Below are 22,926 nucleotides of genomic sequence, written 5' to 3'. Positions count from 1 at the left end.
AGCTCGACAAGGGTTCGCCCGGCGATGGTTCGCGCGCCGCCGATTCGGCTAGCACCCAGTCGCCCAGCACCAATCCATTAGAAGCTGCTGTGCTGCAGTCGTTGGCCTCCGTGATTGACCCCGAGATTCGTCGCCCGGTGACAGAGCTCGACATGATTTCTGGAGTCTCGGTAGATGACGCTGGTGCGGCATCCGTGGGTCTCACTTTGACGATTGTCGGATGCCCAGCCGCTACTTCGATCGAACGTGACGTGCGCGAGGCTACCGCCCGTGTGCCGGGCATTTTCGAGGTGACGGTGACCGTGTCGATCATGTCGCGCGCGCAACGCGATGCCCTCACCGAGAAGCTGCGCAAGGGGCGCCCCAAGACGATGCAGTTCGGGCCCGATTCGCTGACTCAGATTGTGGCAGTGACAAGCGGTAAGGGTGGCGTGGGCAAGTCGACGCTCACCGCGAACCTGGCTGTGTCGCTGGCCCAGACCGGTTTGCGCGTCGGCGTGATCGATGCCGATGTATTCGGGTTCTCGATTCCTGGGCTGCTTGGTCTGCAGGGCGCGAAACCCACTCAGGTGGGCGAGATGATTTTGCCGCCGGTTGCCTACGACGTGAAGGTGATCTCGATCGGCATGTTTGTCGAGGAGAACACGGCGGTGTCGTGGCGCGGGCCAATGCTGCACCGCACGATTCAGCAGTTCCTCACCGATGTGTTCTTCGGCGACCTTGATGTGTTACTGCTCGACCTGCCGCCCGGCACTGGCGACGTGGCGATCTCCCTCGGGCAGTTGCTGCCCCACTCCGATGTTGTTGTTGTCACGACCCCACAGTCGGCCGCTGCCGATGTGGCCGAACGCAGCGGACTCGTTGCCCGCCAAACCGGTCAGCGCGTGATCGGCGTCATCGAAAACATGGCCGGTCTCCCCCAGCCCGATGGCAGCGTGCTCGAACTCTTTGGCTCAGGCGGTGGGGCGGATGCCGCAGCCAAGCTCTCCACTCCAGAGGAGCCAGTCTCGGTCTTGGCGTCGATCCCGCTGAGCATCGCCCTGCGCGAGGGCGGCGATGCTGGGGTCCCCGTAGTAATCGCGGCTCCCGAGGATCCGGCAGCCCAGGCCATCCACGCTCTTGCCGCAACCCTCCGCTCACATAAGCGCAGCGTTGCCGGCCGCAAGTTGGGCCTCAGCACCAACTAGCGGCACTGTCCTGTGAACGGCGTGCGCGGTGTCCGTTAACGCAAAAACACCACAGCATTAGTTGCTGTGGTGTTGCGTGTACCGACGGGCGGTGGCTACGGCATCTGGTGGTAGCGGCGGGTGGGGGTGCGACGGTATCCGTCGGTTGCGACGGCACGCATGGTTGCGATGATGCCGAATGCGGACAGTGCCCCAATGATGACGAGTTCGATGTTCATGTCTATATTTCATCGTGATTAACCTGTTAGAACAAGATGATCTTCCTTATCTAACTATGTAGGCTATCTACATGGAGATACGTCGGCTGGAACTGCTGCGCGAACTGGCCGACCGCGGCAGCATCACCGCGGTCGCGAAGGCTACGATGCGCACCCCATCCGCCGTCTCGCAGCAGCTCAAAATCCTGGAACGCGAGGCCGGCATCCCCCTCACCGAGCGCGTGGGCCGGGGCATAGTGCTGACCTCGGCTGGCCGTGCTCTCGCCCAAACGGCAACAGATGTGGCAACGGCAATTGAGAAGGCTGAAGCGCTCTGGAACGACTTTCGCGAGTCTCCGCGCGGTGAAGTCACGATGACAATCTTTCCCACCGGCGGCGAGATGCTGCTGCCCGGGCTTCTCCACTCCGTCAATCGTCTGGCGGGGCTCAAGCTGTACTGCAATGACCAAGACTCGGTGCTCGAAGACGTGGCCAATCTCACCGCCGACTACGACGTCGTCGTCTCCGACTCCCCCCACATTTTACCGTCGTGGACCGAACGCGGGCTCGCCATTGTTCCTCTCATGCGGGAGTCACTGGATGTCGCACTCCCCGAAGATCATCCGCTCGGTCGCAAAGCGGCGCTCACTCCCGCGGATCTGATCGACGAAACCTGGATCGGTGTGCCCTCCGGTCTGCCCTTCGACCGCATCCTGCGACGTATCGAAGCCGCCAACGGCGCCCCGGCAAAGGTCGCCCAGCGGCTTACCGACAACAGCATCGTCGAAGCCGTCGTCGCTGCCGGGCATGGCATCGCGATCTTGCCGCGCTTCACCACCCGAGACCGCGAGAACGGACTCATCACGAGGCCACTCAAAGGCGTGCCTTCATCGAGGCTCATCTCTGCGCTGTTGCGCCCCGACCGCGCCGAGCGCCCCTCAGTGCGTGCCGTCGTGAAAGCTCTCGTCGATGAAGCTACACGCTTCGAACGCGAGCACACCGTCGACGGCGCCCAAATGAGCTAAGGGCCGCCGTAGCGCCAGCCGCACTAACTCGTGGGTTCCACCAAGCGCGCCAGCAGTTCGGTGAGCAAGCGCTCCGTGAGCGGTGCGGGCAACGCACCAATCAACGCGAGCAGGGGCGCCATACGTTCAGGGAGGCCGTCGTTGGCGCCCTCTAAGCCGATCATCGCCAAGACTCCGGCGGCCTGCTCTGAAGTGAGCGGAGGAGCATCCGGAGCAGACAGAGCCGCACCGACCTCTGCGGGCAGGGCTGCGAGCGCTGCCTCTGCAGAGACAGCAGGAATCCCCCGAACCTCGTCAGCCGCCGACCGCAGTGCGGTGCTCAACTCGTCGAGCACGCTCTCCGTCACCGGAGTAATCGTGAGGTGCGTTGTCGCCGGCAACACGGTGCCATCGCTCTGGGCCAGGCCGGGCTGCAACTGCAGGAAGAAGCCGTGCAGTCGCGCCTGATCAGCCCAGTGGTGGGCATCAACCCGGCGGTCGGCAGCAACAGTCTCGTCAGATGCCACCGCCAGCAACGGTCCAACAGGCTCGCCGACCACGCGCAGGCCCTCAATCCCCTCAATAACGTCGCGCACGGCACGAGTGGAGCGCGCGCACGACGCGGCAAGCTCGGCAAGACCGCTCGTGCCAAGCGCCTGAATAATCGCCCAGGCAGCAGCCAGCGGACCGGCCGATTTCGAGCCCAGAATTGTGGGGTTCACGATCGGATAGCCCGGCCAGCGGGTGGTCGCAAAGTATTGTGCGCGCTGGCGGTCACGGTCGCGCTGGAGCAATACCGAGGCCCCCTTGGGCGCGTAACCAAATTTGTGCAGGTCGGCGCTGATGCTGGTGACGCCCGGGACCGTGAAGTTCCACGGCTCGACGCCCTCCCAGAACGGCAACACCCAGCCACCAATACACGCATCAACGTGGCAGGCAATGCCGTGTTCAGCAGAGGCAGCAGCGACCTCCACCACCGGATCCATCGCTGCGTGCGCGTAACTAGGCGCCGACACGACAACGATCGCAACATCATCGCCAAACCGGGCAATCACATCCTTCGCAGCGACGACGCCATCGAGTCCAACGGGAACCAAATCGAGCTCAAGCCCAAAGTAATGAGCGGCCTTCTGGAATGCCGCATGAACCGTCACCGGGGCCAGCAACCTCGGCGTGCCAGTGCGTGCCGATGGCCCAGCACCGCGCCACACGTCGCGGGCAGTCTTGACGGCCAGCAGACAGCTCTCGGTACCTCCCGTGGTTACCGTGCCAACGACATCCGCATCGCCGCCGAGCAGGTCACGCGCAAACGCGACAACTTCGCGTTCCATGACCGCAACCGAGGTGAACGTTGTGGGGTCGAGGCCGTTCACCGGCTGCACGGCACGAATGGCGCTGGCAGCTAGCTCGTCGAGCTCAGCCAACCCCGAGTCGTACACATACGAGAGCACTCGCCCACCGTGAGTGGGCGCATCCGCACGGCGCAGCTCGTCGAGTCGTTCCAGAATGTCCGCGGGCTCGTGGTCAAAGTTCACTAGTTCTCCTGATCGCTGATTGCGGGTTCGGTGCCTGCAGAGTCGGTGTCCGCAGAGCCAGTGTCTGCATGCTCGATGTCGTGTCGGCGCAGTGGATAGCGTGCAAACGTCAGCAGCGAGACGCCGATGATCGCGGCAGGCACAATGCTGAAGCTGATGATGATGCCCGCAATCGCCGAATCGGGTTGAGCCACCATCTGATTCGCCACTGATTCGACGTAACCGGATGTCGCAAGCACGATGGTCAACACTGTCGCTCCGAGTGCCATGCCTGTGGTTTCGCCCGCAGTCCAAACTCCCCCGAAGGTGCCTGCTGAGGCGATCTTGTGGCGGCGCGAGTCGTGGGAGATCACGTCGGGCAGCATCGACATCGGTAGAGCCTGCATTCCGGCGTAGCCCGCACCGGCGAGCGCGACGGGAGCGTAGATCCATGCACCGGGCCACCACAATTGCAACACGATGAGCAACGCTGCAACGCCATACAGTGCAGAAGCCCACACGAAGGCACGCTCCTTGCCAATACGGCGCGAGATTGCCGCCCAGACCGGGGCGAAGACCAGTGCGGGGCCGATGAGCGAGACAAAGAGAATCGCAACTCCGGCGCCGAGCACCCAGGTGGCCACGTATTGGGCACCGGCGAGCATCACACCGGTGGCGAGTCCCTGCAACAGGAAGGTCAGCAGCAGCGAACGAAAGGGTTGGCTGCGCTTGAGCGCGGCAAGTCCGGCCCGGTACGTCGCGGCAATCGACACTGTCGGCGCAGAAGCCACGGTGCCCGTTGGGGCAACAAACGAGGAGATGATGAGCGAGACGCCGATGAGTGCTGCTGCGGAAAGCGCCATCACGAGGTAGCCGAGCCGTTCATCCGCAAATGCGTCACGAATCTCTGGGGCACCAGCCCCGAACAACAGAATCGCGATGGTCAGCACCACGACGCGGGTAGCCAGCAACTTAGTGCGCTGGTCGTAGCCGCTCGTCAGTTCGGCGGGCAGCGCGATGTAGGGCACCTGAAACATACTGAAGGCGGTCGCTGCAGCAACAAAAGCCACGAAGACCCAGATACCCGAGGCAACGGGACCGATACCGGCCGGAACAGCGAAGGTCAGCACAAAGAGAACGGGCAGCAGGATCGCCCCTAACAACATCACCGGTCGGCGCGTGCCGCGATGGGCGAGGCTGCGGTCGCTTCTGGCACCGATCACCGGATCAATCAGCACGTCCCACACCTTGGCGATCGTCACCACAATGCCCGCGGCAAGTGCGGCGATACCGAGGGTGTCGGTCAGGTAGTACACCAGCACGAGGCCAGGCAGCGCGGCAAAACCTCCGGTACCCAAAGAGCCGATGGCATAGGTGGCAATTGTGGTTCGGGTCAGAGTTCGCGGTGCTGCGGTCGTCATCTTTGTGAGCCTATCGCTACACACAGCGGAAATTGTGGCTCCCGGTCTTAGTGTTGGGGCATGTCGCCAAACACGCTTTCTGCACTCGTCGGAGCCCGACGCCGTGACGCACTCGTCGCCCAACTGAGCCGCACATCCTCCGACACTGCTACCGTGATCGCCCCGTTCACCGGGCAGCCCCTGCATGAGCTGCCACTGAGCTCAATCAGCGATGTTCAGGATGCCGCAGCATCCGCCCGTCACGCCCAGCGTGCATGGAAATCAGCCGGCTTCGCCCACCGCCGCCGCGTACTGCTACGCGCCCACGATCTATTGCTGGAACGCCGCGAAGAGCTACTCGACCTGCTGCAGACCGAGTCGGGCAAGACCAGGGGTCAAGCCTTTGAAGAGATCTTTCAGGCCACAACAGTCACGCGTTATTACGCTCTCTCGGCGCAGCGCGTGCTGGCCACGAAACGTCGTCGCGCTGGTATCCCCCTGCTCATAAGCACCCGCGTCAGCTACTCGCCCAAGCAGCTTATCGGGGTCGTCACGCCGTGGAACTATCCGATCGCCCTCGGCACCATGGATATTGTTCCGGCGCTCGCTGCGGGAAGCTCAGTGATCCAGAAGATTGACAATCAAGGCGCCCTCTCAATGCTCGCGACCCGTGAGGCGTATATCGATGCCGGAGTCCCCGCCGAAGTCTGGCCCATCGTTACCGGCCCCGGCAGCAAAGTTGGCAACGCCGTAATCGACGCCTGTGACTACGTCTGCTTCACCGGCTCAACGCCCACCGGCACGATGGTCGGCGAACGAGCCGCCGGCCGCCTTATTGGCGCTTCGCTCGAGCTCGGTGGCAAGAACCCATTGCTTGTGCTCGCAGACGCCGACCCCGCCAAAGCTGCAGCGGATGCCGTCTACGCCTGCTACGCGTCCATGGGCCAGTTGTGTGTCTCCATCGAACGCATCTACGTGCACGAGTCAATCGCCGACGAGTTCACCCGCGAGTTCGCCGCTCGCGTCAACGACCTGACCCAAACTGGGGCACTCGACTACACCGGGGATGTTGGCTCACTCACTTCTGCAGCCCAGCTCGAGAATGTTCAGGCCCACGTTGATGATGCCGTAGCGAAGGGCGCCACTGTGCTCGCCGGCGGCGCTGCCCGACCAGACCTTGGGCCATACTTCTTTGCCCCAACGGTGCTCAGCAATGTCACCGAAGACATGGAGTGCTACGCGAACGAAACGTTCGGGCCCGTCGTTGCCATCGCGACAGTCGCGAGCGACACCGAAGCAATCGACCGCGCAAACGACAGCGAGTTCGGGTTGAACGCATCCATCTTCAGCGGATCCATTGCCCACGCACGTCGTTTGGCTGACCGCCTCGATGCCGGCAGCGTGAATATCAACGAGGGCTACCGTGGCAGCTTCTCGAGTGTCGATGCGCCGATGGGTGGCATGAAGCACTCGGGGCTTGGCCGCCGCAACGGCCCAGAAGGCATCTTACGGTTCGTGCAATCGCGCACGGTCTCGCAGTCAAACGGCATTCTGCAGCTGCCGCGCACTGGCGCAGAGTGGGCTGCGATGACTGGCATCATGATCACCCTGCTGAGCGTGCTGAAGTTCTTGCGACGGCGTTAGGCTGCGTGCCGCTAGGCCGCCCGGTAGCTGCGCCGCGAGTTCGCTAGGTGGCTTCGTTGTCGAACGGCGCTTTCTCGCCCGCAGCGAGTTCACCCTTGCGCTGGGCGAGGGCAGCCTGACGCTCCGCATAGGCGGCTGAGCGTGGTGGCCGCACGGTCACGGGAGGTGTGTCGTCATCAAGCAATGCATCGCGGATGATGCGGCGCGGGTCATACTGGCGCGGGTCGAGTTGCTTCCAGTCGATGTCGTCAAAGTCAGGGCCCATCTCTTCACGCATGCGATCTTTCGCACCGTTGGCCATATCTCGCAGCGATCGAACGAGTCGAGCGAGCTGAGAGGCGTAGTACGGCAAACGTTCCGGGCCAAGCAAAAAGACAGCGATGAGCCCAATGATGAGCAGCTTGTCGAAACTGAGACCAAAGGACACCCGTTTAGCTTACCGGCGGCAACGCCTGCTGCGTCTACAGTTGAGGCAGGGATAGGAGCAATGTGTCAGACAAGCAGCTGAGCTGGAAGTACGCCGAGGAGTTCGTAGTCGAACGCCCCGAGATTGCGGCCGCGCGCGTGCATTCGAGTGAACTCGGCATCGAAGCCGTCTCCCCCGCGGTAGGAGCGCAACTGGCTCTGCTGGCTGCGGCGACCAGCGCCAAGAGCATCATCGAAGTAGGCACCGGCGTTGGCATCAGTGGGCTCTGGATGCTCGCAGGAAGCCCGACCGCACTGCTCACCACCATCGACTCTGAGCTCGATCACCAACAAGTGGCCCGCGCTGTATTCGCTGAAGCGAATATTCCGGCAAATCGTGTTCGTCAGATCGGCGGGAAAGCCACCGAAGTCTTGCCGCGCATGAACGAATCAAGCTACGATCTGGTCTTCATCGACGCTGACCCGCAATCAGTGATCGAATATGTCGAGCACGGGCTACGTCTCGTGCGGCCCGGCGGCGTAGTTGCTGTCGCTCACGCCCTGTGGCGCGATCGTGTTGCCGACCCCGCCCAGCGCGACGCAACAGTCTCACACTTCCGATCGCTACTCAAAGAGATCTCCCAATCCGAGGCTGTCATCAGCTCACTGATTCCCGTTGGCGATGGGCTGCTGCAACTCACCAAACTCAACGACTAGCTGACTCTCAGAGTCGTGCACGTAGTGTTAAGCCAATGACAATGAACGACTCGAATGGCTGGGTACAGGTACGGGGTGCCCGTGAGCACAACCTCAAAAACATTGACGTCGACATCCCGCGAGATTGCCTGGTTGTCTTCACCGGTATTTCTGGTTCGGGAAAGTCTTCTCTCGCGTTTGGCACGCTCTATGCGGAGGCTCAGAGGCGCTACTTCGAATCAGTCGCGCCGTACGCGCGTCGGCTACTCAACCAGGTAGGCGCACCAGACGTCGGCGAGATTACGGGGTTACCCCCAGCCGTCGCCCTGCAGCAACGTCGAGGTGCCCCGAGCTCTCGATCAAGCGTCGGCACAATCACGACCCTGTCGAATCTGCTCCGCATGTTGTACTCCCGAGCAGGCACGTATCCTCTGGGTGTCGAACACCTATCGGCCGAAGCGTTCTCGCCGAATACCGTCGCCGGGGCATGTCCACGCTGCCACGGTCTCGGCGTTGTGCACGACGTTACTGAAGAACTGCTCGTTCCCGATACCTCACTGAGCATCCGTGAGGGTGCGATTGCCGCATGGCCCGGAGCGTGGCAAGGTGCAAATCTGCGAAGCATTGTTAGCGGACTCGGCATCGATATCGAGAAGCCGTGGCAGTCATTGAGCCGCGCCGATCGCGACTGGCTGCTGTACACAGAAGAGCAACCCTCTGTACTAGTGAAGCCCGAACGCGATCGAGTTGACCACGGCTATTACGGCAAGTTTTGGAGCGCGCGCAAACACATCATGAACGTGCTCTCACAATCACAGAGCGAGCGGATGCGCGACCGCGCCTTGCGCTTCGTGCAGAGCATGACGTGCCCCGACTGCTCGGGAAGTGGACTCCAGCCTGACGCACGTGCGGTCACGTTCGCCGGTCTCTCTATTGCTGAAATGAACGCAGTACCGTTGGCCGATCTCGCGGTGCGACTGCGGCTCGGTATCGAAACGCCGAGTGCAGGGGGTGGGGCTGCACCGCAGGAAAGCAACGAGGTTGCGAGGCGCATTGGAAACGATGTGATCGCACGCGTCGAGGTACTCCTCGACCTTGGCCTCGGATACCTGAGCCTCGGCCGAAACTCCACCACACTCTCGCCAGGCGAATCGCAACGATTGCGCATTGCGACCCAATTGCGGTCGGGGCTTTTTGGGGTCATCTACGTTCTCGATGAGCCGTCGGCGGGATTGCATCCCGCCGACGCGCAACCATTACTCGATGTTCTGGATCGGCTGAAAGCATCCGGTAATTCACTCTTCGTCGTTGAGCACGATCTTGATGTCATCCGTCGAGCCGATTGGGTTGTCGACATCGGTCCTAGTGCAGGGGAGGGCGGTGGGCAGCTTGTTTACTCTGGCCCCGTTGACGGGCTCAGAGCTGTGGAGGAATCAGTCACCGGCCAGTACCTCTTTCCCCGTACTGCAGCGGCTACCCGCGAGATCCGGACGCCAGATTCGTGGCTACGGCTGAGCGGAGCATCTCTCCACAACCTTCGCGATGTCTCAGTCGATTTTCCCCTCGGGGTCATGACCGCGGTAACCGGTGTCTCAGGGTCAGGCAAGTCGACCCTCGTCACCCAGGTACTCGCCACTGTTGTGCGCCAACATCTCGGTACGGCACCGGACGATCCGGACGCGGCGGAGCTGCAAGTGGAAGTGGACGACGCGTCGGGAGTCGAATCGTTCGATCGACTCGTGCTCGTCGACCAGCGACCGATTGGGCGCACTCCGCGTTCCAATCTCGCCACCTATACCGGAATGTTTGATGTCGTCCGCAAACTATTCGCTGCAACAGACGAGTCGAAGGTCCGCGGCTACACTGCCAGCCGCTTCTCGTTCAACGTCGTGGGTGGGCGCTGCGAGACCTGTCAGGGCGAAGGATTTGTCTCCGTCGAACTGCTGTTCCTGCCCGGCACCTACGCTCCCTGTCACACGTGTCACGGAGCGCGCTACAACGCCGAGACGCTCGAAGTTAACTATCGAGGCGAATCGATTGCCGCGGTATTGACGATGACCGTTGACACCGCAGCAACGTTCTTCGCTGACGTGCCGTCGGCCTCACGAAGTCTGGAAACGCTTCGCGACGTCGGACTTGGCTACCTGCGGCTCGGCCAGCCCGCCACCGAACTCAGCGGAGGCGAGGCGCAGCGCATCAAGTTGGCGACGGAGCTGCAACGCGCCCACCGCGGGCATGCGCTCTTCCTGCTCGATGAACCGACCTCTGGCCTCCACCCCGCCGATGTTCGGTTGCTACTCGAGCAGTTGCAACGGCTTGTCGACGCAGGCAACACCGTCGTACTCGTGGAGCATGACCAAGCGGCAATCACCGCGAGTGACTGGGTCATCGATCTCGGGCCCAGTGGTGGCGACGCAGGCGGGCAAGTGGTTGCCGTCGGAACCCCACACAGCATCGCGACGGGCGAAGGAGCAACGGCAGTACATCTTGCCGCGTGGCTCGCTAAGCAGGAATCAAAGTAGAGTTCGCCGTTCGATGCGTACCGGACCATCAGCGCACAGACGAAAGCGCCAGCCGGATTCCGGCTGGCGCTTTCGTCGAATCTAGATGCAGCGTGAAGACTTGCGGAATCAACCGCGAGTTCACCAACGCTGAGTGGAGCCCTCTAAACGGGAGCTACAACACCCGCAAGTGCGTCGTGCAGTTCCTTTGCTTCGTCATCGTTGACAGATACAACGAGACGGCCGCCGCCTTCGAGAGGCACTCGAACAATAATAAGTCGACCCTCTTTGACAGCCTCCATCGGCCCGTCACCGGTCCTCGGCTTCATGGCTGCCATAGCTAGTCCCCTTTCATTGGTACTTACTTCTATTATCCCGCAAAAGTCGCCGATACTGAAACTCCAGCGGAGGAACTATGGAGAACTCGTCAGTTTACGGTGGAGACCAGTCGTAGTTGTCCACCCACCAAGCGATGTGGATCCACCCCACCTGGCCCGCGACACAGGCCAGCAGTAGAAGAATTCGGTACGTCGGCGACTTCGGCTGAGCGAGTACTCCCGCGATCGGGAACATAGGCATGAGCAGGCGAAAGGTGCTCGACTGGGGGAAAAACACGGCCAAAATGTAGAGCGCGTAGCTCAGCAGCCACAAACGCAGGTCGACGCCTAGACGCCGGGCGGGTCGGGTGAACAAGAAGCCAAAAAAGCCAAGCACAGCGACCACCAGCACACCAGACAGCACCCACTGCGGGATATTCCACCACAGCTGCCAGAAGCCAGCTGCCTGGAACCATGCGGTGAACGGCACAAGCTCGACATGGCCGATATACGGCGCACGCCACGCCAGCTCCGTATCGGTATACGCAGTCAGCGACCCGGTCACGACTGCCGCAATCAGCAACCACGCAAACCCCATCACCAGGCTGAACACCGTTGCCGAGATCGCAGCAACCGCCTCGCGCCGAGGGAAACCATCCCGGTGACGCACCCACCAGCGATACACAACGTGCAACCCCATCGCGAGCGCAAAGGCAAGACCACTCGGTCGGGTCAGCGACATCACCACAATGACCGGCAGCAGCATCCAATATTGGCGCTTCATCAACCAGTAGAGGGCGAGGATGAGCAAGAACAGCGCCATCGACTCTGCATATGCCACTTGCAGAATGGGCGACAGCGGCGCGAAACAGAAAATCGCAACGGCGAATAGCGCCGAGCTCGAGGGAAGCACCCGATTCATCACACGGTAGAACACCAACGCAGCACCGAGCGCGAAACCGACCGAAACGATCACCGCTGCGAAGGCGAAGTCGAGGGTCGTCATCGTCATGACAAAACGCACAACGGCCGGATAGCCCGGCATGAACGCCCAAGCATTCTCGGCGACGTGACCAGCCTCATCCAGCGGCAACTCGCTCGGATACCCGGTGAGCGCAATAATGTAGTACCAGTGACCATCCCAGATCTTGGCGAACGAGAAATAGTCGGGCTTCGGCCCGGTCCAGGCGTTGGTGCCCTGAATGGATGCGTACGCCAACAGAATTGACGTCGTCACGACCCGTGAGGCCGCAAAGATCGCGATGACCGCAACCCACCATCGCTCGGGAGCAAGCACCGCAGTTGTTGCGCGGCGCACCACGGAGACTAGCGAGCCGTCAGCCACGCCCTCAGCCCTTGCTCGCAGGCCACAATCTCGCTTGTCGCTACGCGCTCATCGTCGGCGTGGGCGCGCAACGGGTTGCCGGGTCCGTAGTTCACTGCTGGCACGCCGAGTTCGGAGAAGCGGGCAACATCGGTCCAGCCGTACTTGGGTGCGGGGGTACCGCCCACTGCAGCGAGGAAGTTGCGCGCGATCGGCGCATCCAGTCCAGGGCGTGCACCTCCAGCGAGGTCGGTGACCTCGAACTCAAACCCGGCGAAGACCTCCCGCAAGTGCTGGATTGCCTGATCCGTGCTGCGGTCTGGGGCGAAGCGGAAGTTCACGGTGACTGTCGCAGCATCCGGAATCACGTTGCCGGCAACGCCTCCAGTGATGCCAACGGCATTGAGGCCCTCGCGATACACCAGACCATCGACTTCGTGTTGTTCCGGCTCGTAAGCCGCCAGAATAGCCAGCACGGGCGCCGCGGCGTGAATCGCATTCTCACCCATCCAAGCGCGAGCGGAGTGCGCACGCAGACCCGTCAGGTGGATGTCGATGCGCGCCGTGCCGTTGCAGCCGCCCTCGACCGCAGCATTCGACGGTTCGCCGATAATCGCAAAGTCGCCCGCCATGAGGTCGGGTCGGTTGCGCGCGAGCCGGCCAAGGCCGTTGAGGTCAGCCGCGACTTCTTCGTGGTCGTAGAACATCCAGGTCACGTCGACCGAGGGGTCAGCGAGTTCGGCAGCGAGCTTGAGCGCGACAGCAACGCCACCCTTCATGTCGACAGTGCCCCGACCAACGAGGTGCTCTTCACCATCGATCATCTCGAGGCTGGTTGGCAGGTTCGCGTTCACGGGAACAGTGTCGAGGTGACCGGCAATCACCACACGCTGCGCCTTGCCGCCGTGTGTGCGGGCGACGACGGCATCCGCATCCCGAATCACCTCAAGGTGATCGAAGGCGCTGAGGGCAGTCTCGACAGCATCCGCGATGCGCTGCTCGTTGCCCGAGACAGACTCGATGTCACACAACTGGCGAGTCAGGTCGGGGCTCGAGGCGCCCAAATCGAGCACGGGGACAGTGGGATCGGTCACGGGCATGCACCCAGTGTAAGTAATCTTGAGGTATGACTTCGCGCACAGCATGGGGATACGGACTCGCAACAATCGCCGGCGACGGAACAACACTCGACGTGTGGTTCCCTGCCCCGCACCTGGGATCCATTCCCGAGGGCACCGACCCGCACTACACACCAGCCAACCTTGAACAGCATTTGGGCGCTGATGACCGCCGCCGTGTGACCACTGAATTTGTCACCATTGAGATCGATTTGGATGCCGCACCGCAGACGACCGCAGACGCCTACCTGCGCCTACACCTACTTAGTCACCTGCTCGTCGAGCCCAACAGCATCAACCTCGACGGCCTCTTTGGCGCCCTGCCCATCGTGGTGTGGACCAATGCCGGAGCCGTGCACCCCAACGACTACGCGGAGCTTCGCGTCTCGCTGCAGCGCGCCGGCATCGCCGTTACCGGCATCGACAAGTTCCCCCGGATGCTCGACTACGTCGTTCCCGAGCGCGTGCGCATCGCCGATTCCTCCCGCGTGCGTCTCGGTGCCTACCTCTCCCCCGGCACTACTGTGATGCACGAGGGGTTCGTTAACTTCAACGCTGGCACGCTCGGCAGCTCGATGGTCGAAGGCCGCATCTCTCAGGGCGTTATTGTGGGTGACGGTGCCGATATCGGTGGTGGAGCATCCATCATGGGCACCCTCAGCGGTGGCGGAACCGAACGCGTCTCGATTGGCGCCCGCGCCCTCCTCGGCGCCAACTCGGGTATCGGTATCGCGATCGGCGACGACTCGGTTGTTGAGGCTGGGCTGTATGTCACTGCTGGCACCAAGGTCACGATCATTGATGGCTCAGCCACACCGCGCACCGTGAAGGCTGTTGACGTGAGCGGAGTGAACGGCTTGCTATTCCGTCGCAACTCGCTCACCGGCGCTGTCGAGGTCTTGCCCCGCAGCGGCAGCGGAGTCGTGCTTAACACGGCGCTGCACGCGTAGCCAACTCGAACACAAACCAGAAACAACAGAACGGCCGGCGCCCAGAGGGATGCCGGCCGTTCTTAGTGTGTGAGCCGTGCGCGATATCGCACTTCGGCTGTCACGAATCGCGTCGTTAGCGCTGAGGCCAGGCGCGAGTTTCGGGGCCCGTGTACAACTGCTGCGGGCGACCGATCTTGGTGTTGGGGTCTTCGTTCATCTCGCGCCAGTTGGCGATCCAGCCGGGAAGTCGGCCAATCGCGAACAGCACGGTGAACATGCGGGGTGGGAATCCCATCGCCTTGTAGATGACTCCGGTGTAGAAGTCGACGTTGGGGTACAGCTTGCGCGAGATGAAGTAGTCATCCGCGAGGGCAACTTCTTCGAGCTCGCGAGCAATGTCGAGCAGCGGGTCGCTGACGCCGAGGTCGGCAAGCACCTCATCCGCACTCTCTTTCACCAGACGTGCACGTGGGTCAAAGCTCTTGTACACACGGTGACCGAAGCCCATCAAGCGCACACCTTCTTCTTTGCGCTTCACACGTTCAACGAACTTCTGAACGCCTTCGCCTGACTGCTGAATCTCACCAAGCATCTTGAGCACAGCCTCGTTGGCGCCACCGTGAAGCGGGCCATAGAGGGCATTGATTCCGGCTGAGATCGACGCGAAGATATTGGCTTCGGTCGAGCCAACGAGACGCACCGTTGAGGTGGATGCATTCTGCTCGTGGTCTTCGTGCAAGATAAGCAGGCGATCGAGCGCCTTGCTCAGCACGGGGTTGACCTCGTAGTCCTCGGCCATGTTGCCAAAGTTGAGCTTCAAGAAGTTGTCGACAAAGCTCAACGAGTTGTCGGGGTAGAGCAGTGCCTGGCCCAGCGACTTCTTGTGGGCGTAGGCCGCAATCACGGGCAACTTAGCGAGCAGGCGGATGGTCGAAAGCTCAACATGCTCGGAGTCGCGCACGTCATGCGAGTCTTCGTAATACGTCGACAGTGCCGAAACTGCGCTGGACAGCACAGACATCGGGTGTGCGCTGTGCGGCAGTGCGTCAAAGAAGCGACGAAGGTCTTCGTGCAGCAGAGTGTGACGGCGAATCTTCTCGTCGAATTCCTCGAGCTGCGAGGCGCTGGGGAGCTCACCGTAGATGAGCAGCCAGGCTACTTCGAGGTAGGTGGAATTGGCCGCGACATCTTCGATTGCATAGCCGCGGTAACGCAGAATGCCACGATCGCCATCGATGTAGGTGATCGCACTACGGGTCGAGGCGGTGTTAACGAAGCCTTGATCAAGCGCCGTGTACCCGGTCTGCTTCATGAAGGTGGAAATGTCGATGCTGTTGTGACCATCAACTCCACGGATTATCGGGAATTCGGCAGCGCCACCCGGAAAGTGGAGGGTGGCCATCTCTGGGTCTTGACGGGCATCATTCACCGTTACAGCCTACAAGGGTTGAATGGCCACTGTCACACGGGCCAAGCAATCTACGCCACGTTTAGAGGTCAACGACAAGGCCTTGGCGAGTTAGTGCACTTAAGACAGCAATTCGAGCCGAGCTACGGCATCCGCAATAGTGTCATCGCTTGCCGTGAGCGCAATACGCACGTGCCGTGCAGGCTCTTCGCCGTAGAACGAACCAGGAACAACGAGGATGCCCGAGTGAGCAAGATCGCCAACGGTCTGCCACGAGTCTTCGTTCTTAGTCGCCCACAGGTAGAGCCCGGCAATACTGTCGTCGATGTGGAATCCGGCGCGCTCAAGGGCAGGAAGAAGCTTCGCTCGCCGCGCGCGGTACAGCTCGCGCTGGTGCGCAACATGGGCTTCATCGCGCAGCGCTGTCACCATGGCCTCTTGCACCGGGGCGGGGGCGATGAGCCCGATGTGTTTGCGAACTGCAAGCAGCTCAGCAATGAGGGCCGAGCATCCGGCAACAAAGGCGGCACGGTACCCAGCGAGATTCGACTGTTTGCTGAGGGAGTACACCGCGAGCACCGATGAGCGATCGTCTCCGATCACCTCTGGATCAAGAATTGAGGGGGTGGGGTCATGGCCGTTCCAGTTGAGTTCGGCGTAGCACTCGTCTGAGGCAATCACCGCGCCAAGTTCGCGTGCGCGCGCTACAGCCGCCCGCAACTGGGAGACATCCGCAACACGGCCATCGGGGTTGCCTGGACTGTTCAGCCACACCAGAGCCGTGTTTTCGGGCCACTCAGCGGGGTTGTCTGATGCCATGGCGGTCGCGCCGACCATCGCCGCACCAATTGCATACGTGGGATACGCGACCGATGGATGCACAACCACATCGTCTTTGCCCAGACCGAGCAGCAGCGGCAGCAGTGCCACCAACTCTTTGGAGCCGATCGTGGGCAGCACGTGGTCAACCGTCAGTCCGGTTACACCTCGGCGGCGCTCAAACCACTCAACAATGGCTTCGCGCAACCGCACGGTGCCGGTCGTAGTGGGGTAGGCGTGAGCATCCGTTGCCGACGCAAGCGTCTCGCGGATGATCTGAGGTGTCGGGTCTACCGGCGAACCGACCGAAAGGTCAACGAAACCGTCGGGATGCGTGCGAGCGATCTTGCCGTAAGGAACAAGTGCATCCCAAGGAAAGTCGGGCAGGGCCAACGGCGTGCGCACCATCAGTCTGAGGATCCGCCGCCCTCGGGAAGCGCAGCCACGAGGGGGTGATCCTTGTGAATCACGCCGACCTTCGCTGCCCCGCCGGGCGAACTGTCGTCGAGGAGGTTAAAGAACTCGACATTGACCTTGTAATAGTCGGCCCACTTATCGGGCGTATCGTCTTCGTAGTAGATGGCCTCAACGGGGCATACCGGCTCACAGGCACCGCAATCGACACACTCATCCGGCTGGATGTAGAGCATGCGGTCACCCTCGTAGATGCAATCGACGGGGCATTCGTCGACACACGCGCGATCCTTTAGATCGACACACGGCTGGGCGATGATGTACGTCAAGAGATATCCGCACCTTTCACGGGAGAGTTCAACTCAATGTTATCGCGGCTCGACATCGAAGCCTGACGATTCACCCGTGGCCAGCCAACAACCAGCAAGACGATCAGCACAGGGGCAAAGGTCCAGATGTAACCCGACACGTTCCCGGGAATCAAAATCGTTCCCCCCGGCATGGACGTCGCCAAGAGAGCCGACATCAACAAAACGCCAAGGGACGCAAAGCCCGGCGCCACCCTGGTGTCATAGATCAGGCGCAAACCAAGAATGAGAGCCGTCGTCAGCGCAAGAGCTGCGATGATCCCCCACGGCACTCGCACACTAAAGAGAGTGATAGCCGACTGGTGCACTACCGTCAACACAAGCCCAACAAGCGCACCGACAGCAGTCGCCACAAGAGCGAGCACTACACGCTCAAGGCGACTGCGCTCTCCGATCACTAGTTCGCGACGGCGAAGCCGACGCAAATATTCAACCGGCGTAGAAACGCTCTCGCCAACGGGAACCTCATTACTGTAGATCTCCATAGCGCGACGCTTGAAGGCAAGAGCAGTAGCTGACGAGACCGCAACTCCCCGATCAACCGGGACCGATGATGCCGTATAAAAGGGAACCCCCGCAAGCTCGGTGGCGAGCGCCGTCGCCTCACGCACGAGCCGCGCTTCAGGCTCGTGGTCGCTGCCGCTGGCAGACGATGCGTAGCTGACAACGACATCCGGCTTAAGTGAGGTAATAGCTGCCGCAAGATCGGCTGCAAGATCTCGCGCAGAGAGCGTGCTGAACTGCTGCGAATTATCTTCTCGCAAGACGTGGTGCGCGGTGATCCCTAAGATCTCTCGCACGCCAGCGTGTGCGTCGCCTGACCCCGGCGAGTTGCTGCACGTGAGCACAATGAGCTCAGTTCCTCGTTGGACAAGGGTGGCGATAGTGGCGCCAAAGACCGTGGCCTCGTCTTCTGGGCGCGCGGCAACAACCAGCACCCGCTGTGCACGATCTTTCATGGCCATTCCTCCGCAATTAGTTCTGCACTAGACAGAATAAGCATAGGTAGGGGCATTACAGTTGCTTAGGTTAGGCTTACCAAACTGCCTGGTGCAGGCTAGGTTCCTGCGGGCGCCACCGTGTAATTCGCGGTGTAGCCGTCGTCTGTCTTCGCGACGATAACCCCACCGACCCACGTGTCACTTGTGAAGATGACCGTGCCCTCACCGTCAGAACCGCTCCCCTGCAGTTGGATCTCAAAGCCAGCATCCGCAAGCTCGGTCTCTATGCCGTCGAGCGGCGACTCAGCGCCCACCAAAATAGTAACGTTATAGCCGCGGCTCTCGCCTTCGCCCGCAGCGATACCAAACTGCACCTCGCCTGAGACGACGGGCACCTCACTCGGGAAGCCCTCAGGGATCTCGCTTCCGCCCAAGTTAACCTGCCCGCCCGTTGCCTGCTCAACGATGTTCTCAATGGGGTTGCCGAAGCATCCAGAGAGCGCTGGGGTGATACCCAAGGCAAGAACAATTGCGATGGATGCACTAGCGCGTCGTTTCGGGCTAATCATGACTACTCTCCTGGTGCTCGTGATCTCGGGCTGACGTTGGGCTGTGACTGTCGTTGGGCGTGGCTGTCGTTGGGCGTGGCTGTCGCCTGCGTCAATGCACTCTGCGTTAACGAACGATGCAGCCACGATCTCATGACCGTAGCTGCATCGTACTCCCGCAAGGCTAACGATTCCTCGCCAGCCCCTGAGGGTTTGGGCTATGCGTTCTGCTTCTTGAGACGCGAGGTCTGACGCGCGCGAGCATTTGAGTCGAGCTCTACCTTACGGATTCGCACGAACTCGGGCGTTACCTCAACGCACTCGTCTTCGCGAGCGAATTCGAGGCACTCTTCCAACGTGAGCTTGCGTGACGGCGTCATACGCTCGAACGAGTCCGAGGTCGACTGGCGCATGTTGGTGAGCTGCTTTTCCTTGGTGATGTTGACGTCCATGTCGTCGGCGCGCGAGTTCTCGCCAACAACCATGCCTTCGTAAACCTCTTGAGTTGGCTCAACGAAGAACGACATGCGCTCTTGGAGCGCAACCATGGCAAACGGAGTAGCCGCACCGGCACGGTCGGCAACGATCGAACCGTTGACGCGGGTGAGGATTTCGCCAGCCCACTGCTCGTAGCCGTGCGATACCGCGTTAGCGATGCCGGCACCACGCGTGATGGTCAGGAACTCGGTGCGGAACCCGATGAGGCCACGCGAGGGAACGATGAACTCCATGCGCACCCAGCCGGTGCCGTGGTTGCTCATGCCTTCCATGCGGCCCTTGCGAGCAGCAAGAAGCTGAGTGATGGCGCCGAGGTATTCCTCGGGAGCGTCAATCGTGAGGTTCTCGAACGGCTCGTGAACCTTGCCATCGATCTTCTTGATAACTACCTGTGGCTTGCCAACAGTCAGTTCGAAGCCTTCACGACGCATCTGCTCAACGAGGATGGCGAGCGCAAGTTCTCCACGGCCCTGAACCTCCCACGCATCGGGGCGCCCGACGTCGACGAGCTTGAGCGAAACGTTACCAACGAGTTCGCGGTCGAGACGATCCTTGACCATACGCGCGGTGAGCTTGTGGCCCTTGACCTTGCCGATGACCGGCGAGGTGTTGGTACCGATCGTCATCGAGATTGCAGGTTCGTCGACCGTGATGGTCGGCAACGGGCGAACGTCGTCCGGGTCACACAGGGTTTCACCAATGAAGATGTCTTCGAAACCTGCGACGGCCACGATGTCACCGGGGCCAGCGCTTTCGGCGGGGTAGCGGTCGAGAGCCTTCGTGATCATCAGCTCAGTTACGCGCACGTTTGCGACGCTTCCATCGTGCTTGACCCAGGCGACCGTCTGACCCTTCTTGATCGTTCCGTTGAAGACGCGCAACAATGCGAGACGGCCAAGGAACGGCGAGGAGTCGAGGTTGGTAACCCAAGCCTGAAGGGGGTGTTCGTCATCGTACGACGGCGCAGGAACGTGCTTGAGGATAGCGTCGAACAGCGGCTCGAGGTCATCGTTGTCTGGCAACGTGCCGTTCTCTGGCTTGTTCCAGCTAGCGGCGCCCGCGCGGCCCGAAGCGTAAACGATAGGAACGTCAAGGATCGCGTCCAAGTCGAGGTCGGGAACGTCATCCGCCATGTCGCTCGCGAGGCCCAACAGCAGGTCCTGGCTTTCGGCAACAACCTCGTCGATGCGCGCATCCGGACGGTCAGTCTTGTTGACCAACAGGATCACGGGAAGCTTGGCCTCAAGTGCCTTACGGAGCACGAAGCGGGTCTGCGGCAGCGGGCCCTCACTGGCGTCAACGAGCAGAACTACGCCGTCGACCATGCTGAGTCCACGCTCGACCTCGCCGCCGAAGTCGGCGTGGCCAGGGGTGTCGATCACGTTGATGGTGATGGGGCTGTCAGTGGCGTACTTGCCGTTATACGAAATCGCGGTGTTCTTCGCGAGAATCGTGATGCCCTTTTCGCGCTCGAGCTCATTCGAGTCCATGGCGCGCTCTTCGAGATGCGCGTGCGCCTCGAATGAGTTCGTCTGGCGAAGCATCGCGTCAACGAGGGTGGTCTTTCCGTGGTCAACGTGGGCAACGATCGCTACGTTGCGCAAGTCGCTGCGAGTGGCCATAGCCATAGCAATATTCCTTAATTCATTGGAGGCTGTGCGGTCTCTCACCGCAGACGCTGCGCAGAAAATTTCGGCAGCAGATCGGCGGCCAAATGCCACCGGGTAAAGATCATGGGAGGGCGCAGAAAATCGTTCAGAGTATCCTGCTCCACCAGTTTACCCTGTTTGACAAGATTTATCGCCGACTATGCTCTGAGCGCATTCGATTGGCTACGGTTGCCACTCCCAGACGTTCCACCAGATGCCCGGGCTCAGCGATGAAAGCGAGACTTTAGATACCTGGTCTTGGTCGAAGGCTGCGGTCGCAGGATGTTGAAATAGCGGCACTCCGTAGCGGCTTTTCCAGAGTTCCGCATCCGCTTCTGCCAGCAAATCGGCTTGGGCCTCAGCATCGACAGCGAGTGAACCGGCATCGCTGAGGAGGGAGTCGACTGTGGAGTCTGAGAAGTAGTTGAGATTTGCGAAACCGTCGGTGCCGAACACCGCGGGAGCAACTCCGACTCCTGGTCGCGTCGCCTGCCAACTGAATAGTGCTGCGTCGTAGGCGCCCGGCGTGCCGAGTGTCGCACGCCAATCCTCTGTAGAGCAGTCACTCACAACGAAGCCAGCGGATGCCGCAGATTCTTCGATCAGTTCGAATTCAGTGACGCGCATGGGGTCGTCAGCCGCGTAGAGCACGCAGACAGCTGGCTTCTTCACGCCGACTTCGACCAAGAGTTCCTTGGCTCTGGCGATGTTCACCTCGGCGAACTGGCTTGAGCCATTGCCTGAGCGCACGCTGCGGTAGTCGGGGTCGTTAGGGGCGAAGAGAAAAGAATCACGATTCGTGGCGCGCGGCTGAATATCGGCGAGAGCGGCAGAGACCAACTCTCGGCGCGGCACCGTCAGGAGGAAAGCCTCCCGCACGAGAGGGTCGTCAAATGTACCGTTCTTTGATTCAGCGAATTGAAGGTCGAGGTGTTCGAAGCTGTCGGTCGTGCCATCAATTACGGTGGCATCCATGGTTTCGAGGGCATCCCGAACTTCGGTGTCCATCTCGGGGACTGCGATCTGCACGACACCGACGAGCAGCGCTTGGGCCTGCGCGAGCGGGTCGCTCATGAAGCGAACGGTGATCTCTTGAAAGGTGGGCTGGCGGTCTCCGCTGTAGTTCTCGTTGGCGCGCAGCGTCACATACTGGTTCGCCACAAAACCTGAGACGACGTAGGGCCCGTTCGAGACAACGAGGCTCGCGTTGGCGGGCATTCCTTGAAAGTTGAATACCGTGTTCCAGGTGCGCGCAATCGCGGCGAGATCGATTTCGTCACCGTTCGTGATGGCCGCGTACACCCGCTCTTTGGCCGTGAGCGCATCGTCGCTGGCAAAGGACATCATGCCGACGACGTGTGCAGGCTTCGCCGCAGAGTCGGCACCGAAGAACGCAGTCTCCCAATCAGCGAATTGCTCATCAAATACTAGGGTGAGCGACATGCGATCGTCGCTAATCTGCGGCAGCTCTGTGACGAGATCGATGCCGGTGTTGCCTGTCGCGCTTGCGTCAAACAAGATGCGTGCGTCGGCACGGTCAAGGGGTGCACCAGTCTCGGAGTCGACCGTGCTTGCGGGGTCGGCGTCAGGAGTGTTGAGTGCTCCGGATGTTGCGGCCCACTCCAAGAGGAGGTCGACGGCATCGACGGCGGTTCCGTCTGACCAACGCACACCGTCTGACACTGTGTAGGTCACTGCGAGGGGGTCATCCGACACCCTCTCGTAGCGCCCGAAGGACTCATCGCGCACCAGCTCGGAGTCGTCGTTGAAGTAGTTGAATCCCGTGCCGGTCGCATACGCGATATTCGCGTTGGTTTCGCTCACGCCGTAGGAGGTGACCGGATTGCCCGATGTGTAGGGCTGAGTGACCGCAACGGTCAGTTCTGAACCGTCAATCGTTGTGGATTGCTGGGGTATGCACCCGGTGAGCACTAGAGCTGCACTGGCGGCAACCGCAATGGTCGCCATGATTCGTGTGGCGCTCACTGAACCTCCTGCATACGATCACGCAATGCACGGTGGCACGCTTGTATCGATTCTAA

At 61.1% G+C, this 22,926-nt stretch carries 20 protein-coding genes; 6 read left to right on the top strand and 14 right to left on the bottom strand.

Features of this window, described 5'->3' with window-relative positions:
- Positions 1–89 precede the first annotated feature (89 nt).
- Positions 90–1,187: a P-loop NTPase gene (locus ACTJJW_RS10870; RefSeq protein WP_462644616.1), complete on the top strand. Its 1,098-nt coding sequence runs from the start codon at positions 90–92 to the stop codon at positions 1,185–1,187.
- A 95-nt stretch (positions 1,188–1,282) separates the two neighbouring features.
- Here ACTJJW_RS10870 and ACTJJW_RS10865 read toward each other — a convergent pair whose 3' ends face one another.
- The gene (locus ACTJJW_RS10865) at positions 1,283–1,405 is read right to left on the bottom strand and encodes a hypothetical protein (protein WP_462644554.1); all 123 of its coding nucleotides are present in this window, start codon (positions 1,403–1,405) and stop codon (positions 1,283–1,285) included.
- Positions 1,406–1,476: 71 nt separating this feature from the next.
- Here ACTJJW_RS10865 and ACTJJW_RS10860 point away from each other — a divergent pair, with 71 nt between their 5' ends.
- On the top strand, positions 1,477–2,409 hold the full coding sequence (locus ACTJJW_RS10860; RefSeq protein WP_462644552.1) for a LysR family transcriptional regulator: 933 nt from the start codon (positions 1,477–1,479) through the stop codon (positions 2,407–2,409).
- A 23-nt stretch (positions 2,410–2,432) separates the two neighbouring features.
- Here the strand turns inward: ACTJJW_RS10860 and ACTJJW_RS10855 are convergent, their stop codons facing one another.
- Both ACTJJW_RS10855 and ACTJJW_RS10850 read right to left on the bottom strand, forming a co-directional pair.
- Positions 2,433–3,923: a pyridoxal phosphate-dependent decarboxylase family protein gene (locus tag ACTJJW_RS10855; RefSeq protein ID WP_462644550.1), complete on the bottom strand. Its 1,491-nt coding sequence runs from the start codon at positions 3,921–3,923 to the stop codon at positions 2,433–2,435.
- The gene (locus ACTJJW_RS10850; RefSeq protein ID WP_462644548.1) at positions 3,923–5,323 is read right to left on the bottom strand and encodes an MFS transporter; all 1,401 of its coding nucleotides are present in this window, start codon (positions 5,321–5,323) and stop codon (positions 3,923–3,925) included. The genes ACTJJW_RS10855 and ACTJJW_RS10850 overlap by 1 nt, the downstream gene beginning before the upstream one ends.
- A gap of 60 nt (positions 5,324–5,383) precedes the next feature.
- Between ACTJJW_RS10850 and ACTJJW_RS10845 the strand changes: the two genes are divergently transcribed.
- Positions 5,384–6,946 carry a succinic semialdehyde dehydrogenase gene (locus ACTJJW_RS10845; RefSeq protein WP_462644546.1) on the top strand — a complete coding sequence of 521 codons (1,563 nt, stop codon included), beginning with the start codon at positions 5,384–5,386 and terminating at the stop codon, positions 6,944–6,946.
- A 43-nt stretch (positions 6,947–6,989) separates the two neighbouring features.
- Here ACTJJW_RS10845 and ACTJJW_RS10840 read toward each other — a convergent pair whose 3' ends face one another.
- Positions 6,990–7,373 carry a sec-independent translocase gene (locus ACTJJW_RS10840; RefSeq protein WP_462644544.1) on the bottom strand — a complete coding sequence of 128 codons (384 nt, stop codon included), beginning with the start codon at positions 7,371–7,373 and terminating at the stop codon, positions 6,990–6,992.
- Positions 7,374–7,435: 62 nt separating this feature from the next.
- Between ACTJJW_RS10840 and ACTJJW_RS10835 the strand changes: the two genes are divergently transcribed.
- Both ACTJJW_RS10835 and uvrA read left to right on the top strand, forming a co-directional pair.
- Entirely contained in the window at positions 7,436–8,068 is a 633-nt protein-coding gene (locus ACTJJW_RS10835; protein ID WP_462644542.1) for an O-methyltransferase, read from the top strand.
- A 35-nt stretch (positions 8,069–8,103) separates the two neighbouring features.
- A complete protein-coding gene (uvrA, locus tag ACTJJW_RS10830; RefSeq protein WP_462644540.1) occupies positions 8,104–10,569 on the top strand; it encodes an excinuclease ABC subunit UvrA in 2,466 nt (821 codons plus the stop codon).
- 143 nt (positions 10,570–10,712) lie between these two features.
- Here the strand turns inward: uvrA and ACTJJW_RS10825 are convergent, their stop codons facing one another.
- The 3 genes from ACTJJW_RS10825 to dapE form a co-directional block, all read right to left on the bottom strand.
- A complete protein-coding gene (locus ACTJJW_RS10825) occupies positions 10,713–10,886 on the bottom strand; it encodes a DUF3117 domain-containing protein (RefSeq protein WP_341952577.1) in 174 nt (57 codons plus the stop codon).
- A 94-nt stretch (positions 10,887–10,980) separates the two neighbouring features.
- Positions 10,981–12,210 (bottom strand): hypothetical protein, encoded by a 1,230-nt coding sequence (locus tag ACTJJW_RS10820; RefSeq protein ID WP_462644538.1) that lies wholly within the window; start codon positions 12,208–12,210, stop codon positions 10,981–10,983.
- Positions 12,192–13,289 (bottom strand): succinyl-diaminopimelate desuccinylase, encoded by a 1,098-nt coding sequence (dapE, locus tag ACTJJW_RS10815; RefSeq protein WP_462644536.1) that lies wholly within the window; start codon positions 13,287–13,289, stop codon positions 12,192–12,194. Before dapE ends, ACTJJW_RS10820 begins: the two co-directional genes overlap by 19 nt.
- Positions 13,290–13,315: 26 nt before the next feature.
- Between dapE and dapD the strand changes: the two genes are divergently transcribed.
- Positions 13,316–14,257: a 2,3,4,5-tetrahydropyridine-2,6-dicarboxylate N-succinyltransferase gene (dapD, locus tag ACTJJW_RS10810; protein WP_462644535.1), complete on the top strand. Its 942-nt coding sequence runs from the start codon at positions 13,316–13,318 to the stop codon at positions 14,255–14,257.
- Between the two features lie 115 nt (positions 14,258–14,372).
- On the opposite strand, the gene ACTJJW_RS10805 is transcribed toward dapD, so the two are convergent.
- From ACTJJW_RS10805 to ACTJJW_RS10775, 7 genes are all read right to left on the bottom strand, one after another.
- A complete protein-coding gene (locus ACTJJW_RS10805) occupies positions 14,373–15,641 on the bottom strand; it encodes a citrate synthase (RefSeq protein ID WP_462644614.1) in 1,269 nt (422 codons plus the stop codon).
- A 126-nt stretch (positions 15,642–15,767) separates the two neighbouring features.
- Entirely contained in the window at positions 15,768–16,874 is a 1,107-nt protein-coding gene (gene dapC / locus ACTJJW_RS10800) for a succinyldiaminopimelate transaminase (RefSeq protein WP_462644533.1), read from the bottom strand.
- Entirely contained in the window at positions 16,874–17,209 is a 336-nt protein-coding gene (gene fdxA, locus ACTJJW_RS10795) for a ferredoxin (protein WP_462644531.1), read from the bottom strand. The genes dapC and fdxA overlap by 1 nt, the downstream gene beginning before the upstream one ends.
- Positions 17,206–18,207: a PIG-L family deacetylase gene (locus tag ACTJJW_RS10790; protein ID WP_462644529.1), complete on the bottom strand. Its 1,002-nt coding sequence runs from the start codon at positions 18,205–18,207 to the stop codon at positions 17,206–17,208. The genes fdxA and ACTJJW_RS10790 overlap by 4 nt, the downstream gene beginning before the upstream one ends.
- 98 nt (positions 18,208–18,305) lie before the next feature.
- Positions 18,306–18,758: a hypothetical protein gene (locus tag ACTJJW_RS10785; protein ID WP_462644527.1), complete on the bottom strand. Its 453-nt coding sequence runs from the start codon at positions 18,756–18,758 to the stop codon at positions 18,306–18,308.
- 197 nt (positions 18,759–18,955) lie between these two features.
- Positions 18,956–20,863 (bottom strand): translational GTPase TypA, encoded by a 1,908-nt coding sequence (gene typA / locus ACTJJW_RS10780; protein WP_462644525.1) that lies wholly within the window; start codon positions 20,861–20,863, stop codon positions 18,956–18,958.
- Positions 20,864–21,067: 204 nt separating this feature from the next.
- Positions 21,068–22,870 carry an ABC transporter family substrate-binding protein gene (locus tag ACTJJW_RS10775; protein WP_462644523.1) on the bottom strand — a complete coding sequence of 601 codons (1,803 nt, stop codon included), beginning with the start codon at positions 22,868–22,870 and terminating at the stop codon, positions 21,068–21,070.
- Between the last annotated feature and the right edge of the window lie 56 nt (positions 22,871–22,926).

Source organism: Rhodoglobus galactosidasius, assembly GCF_054957775.1.
This window is presented reverse-complemented; position numbering and strand designations above follow the sequence as displayed.

Bases quoted from the DNA above. Each gene is read 5' to 3' on its own strand.
- ACTJJW_RS10865 (WP_462644554.1), bottom strand. From the start codon at position 1,405: ATGAACATCGAACTCGTCATCATTGGGGCACTGTCCGCATTCGGCATC.
- ACTJJW_RS10860 (WP_462644552.1), top strand. From the start codon at position 1,477: ATGGAGATACGTCGGCTGGAACTGCTGCGCGAACTGGCCGACCGCGGC.
- ACTJJW_RS10850 (WP_462644548.1), bottom strand. From the start codon at position 5,323: ATGACGACCGCAGCACCGCGAACTCTGACCCGAACCACAATTGCCACC.
- ACTJJW_RS10845 (WP_462644546.1), top strand. From the start codon at position 5,384: ATGTCGCCAAACACGCTTTCTGCACTCGTCGGAGCCCGACGCCGTGAC.
- uvrA (WP_462644540.1), top strand. From the start codon at position 8,104: ATGACAATGAACGACTCGAATGGCTGGGTACAGGTACGGGGTGCCCGT.
- ACTJJW_RS10825 (WP_341952577.1), bottom strand. From the start codon at position 10,886: ATGGCAGCCATGAAGCCGAGGACCGGTGACGGGCCGATGGAGGCTGTC.
- dapE (WP_462644536.1), bottom strand. From the start codon at position 13,289: ATGCCCGTGACCGATCCCACTGTCCCCGTGCTCGATTTGGGCGCCTCG.
- dapD (WP_462644535.1), top strand. From the start codon at position 13,316: ATGACTTCGCGCACAGCATGGGGATACGGACTCGCAACAATCGCCGGC.
- ACTJJW_RS10805 (WP_462644614.1), bottom strand. From the start codon at position 15,641: ATGGCCACCCTCCACTTTCCGGGTGGCGCTGCCGAATTCCCGATAATC.
- dapC (WP_462644533.1), bottom strand. From the start codon at position 16,874: ATGGTGCGCACGCCGTTGGCCCTGCCCGACTTTCCTTGGGATGCACTT.
- ACTJJW_RS10790 (WP_462644529.1), bottom strand. From the start codon at position 18,207: ATGAAAGATCGTGCACAGCGGGTGCTGGTTGTTGCCGCGCGCCCAGAA.
- ACTJJW_RS10785 (WP_462644527.1), bottom strand. From the start codon at position 18,758: ATGATTAGCCCGAAACGACGCGCTAGTGCATCCATCGCAATTGTTCTT.
- typA (WP_462644525.1), bottom strand. From the start codon at position 20,863: ATGGCTATGGCCACTCGCAGCGACTTGCGCAACGTAGCGATCGTTGCC.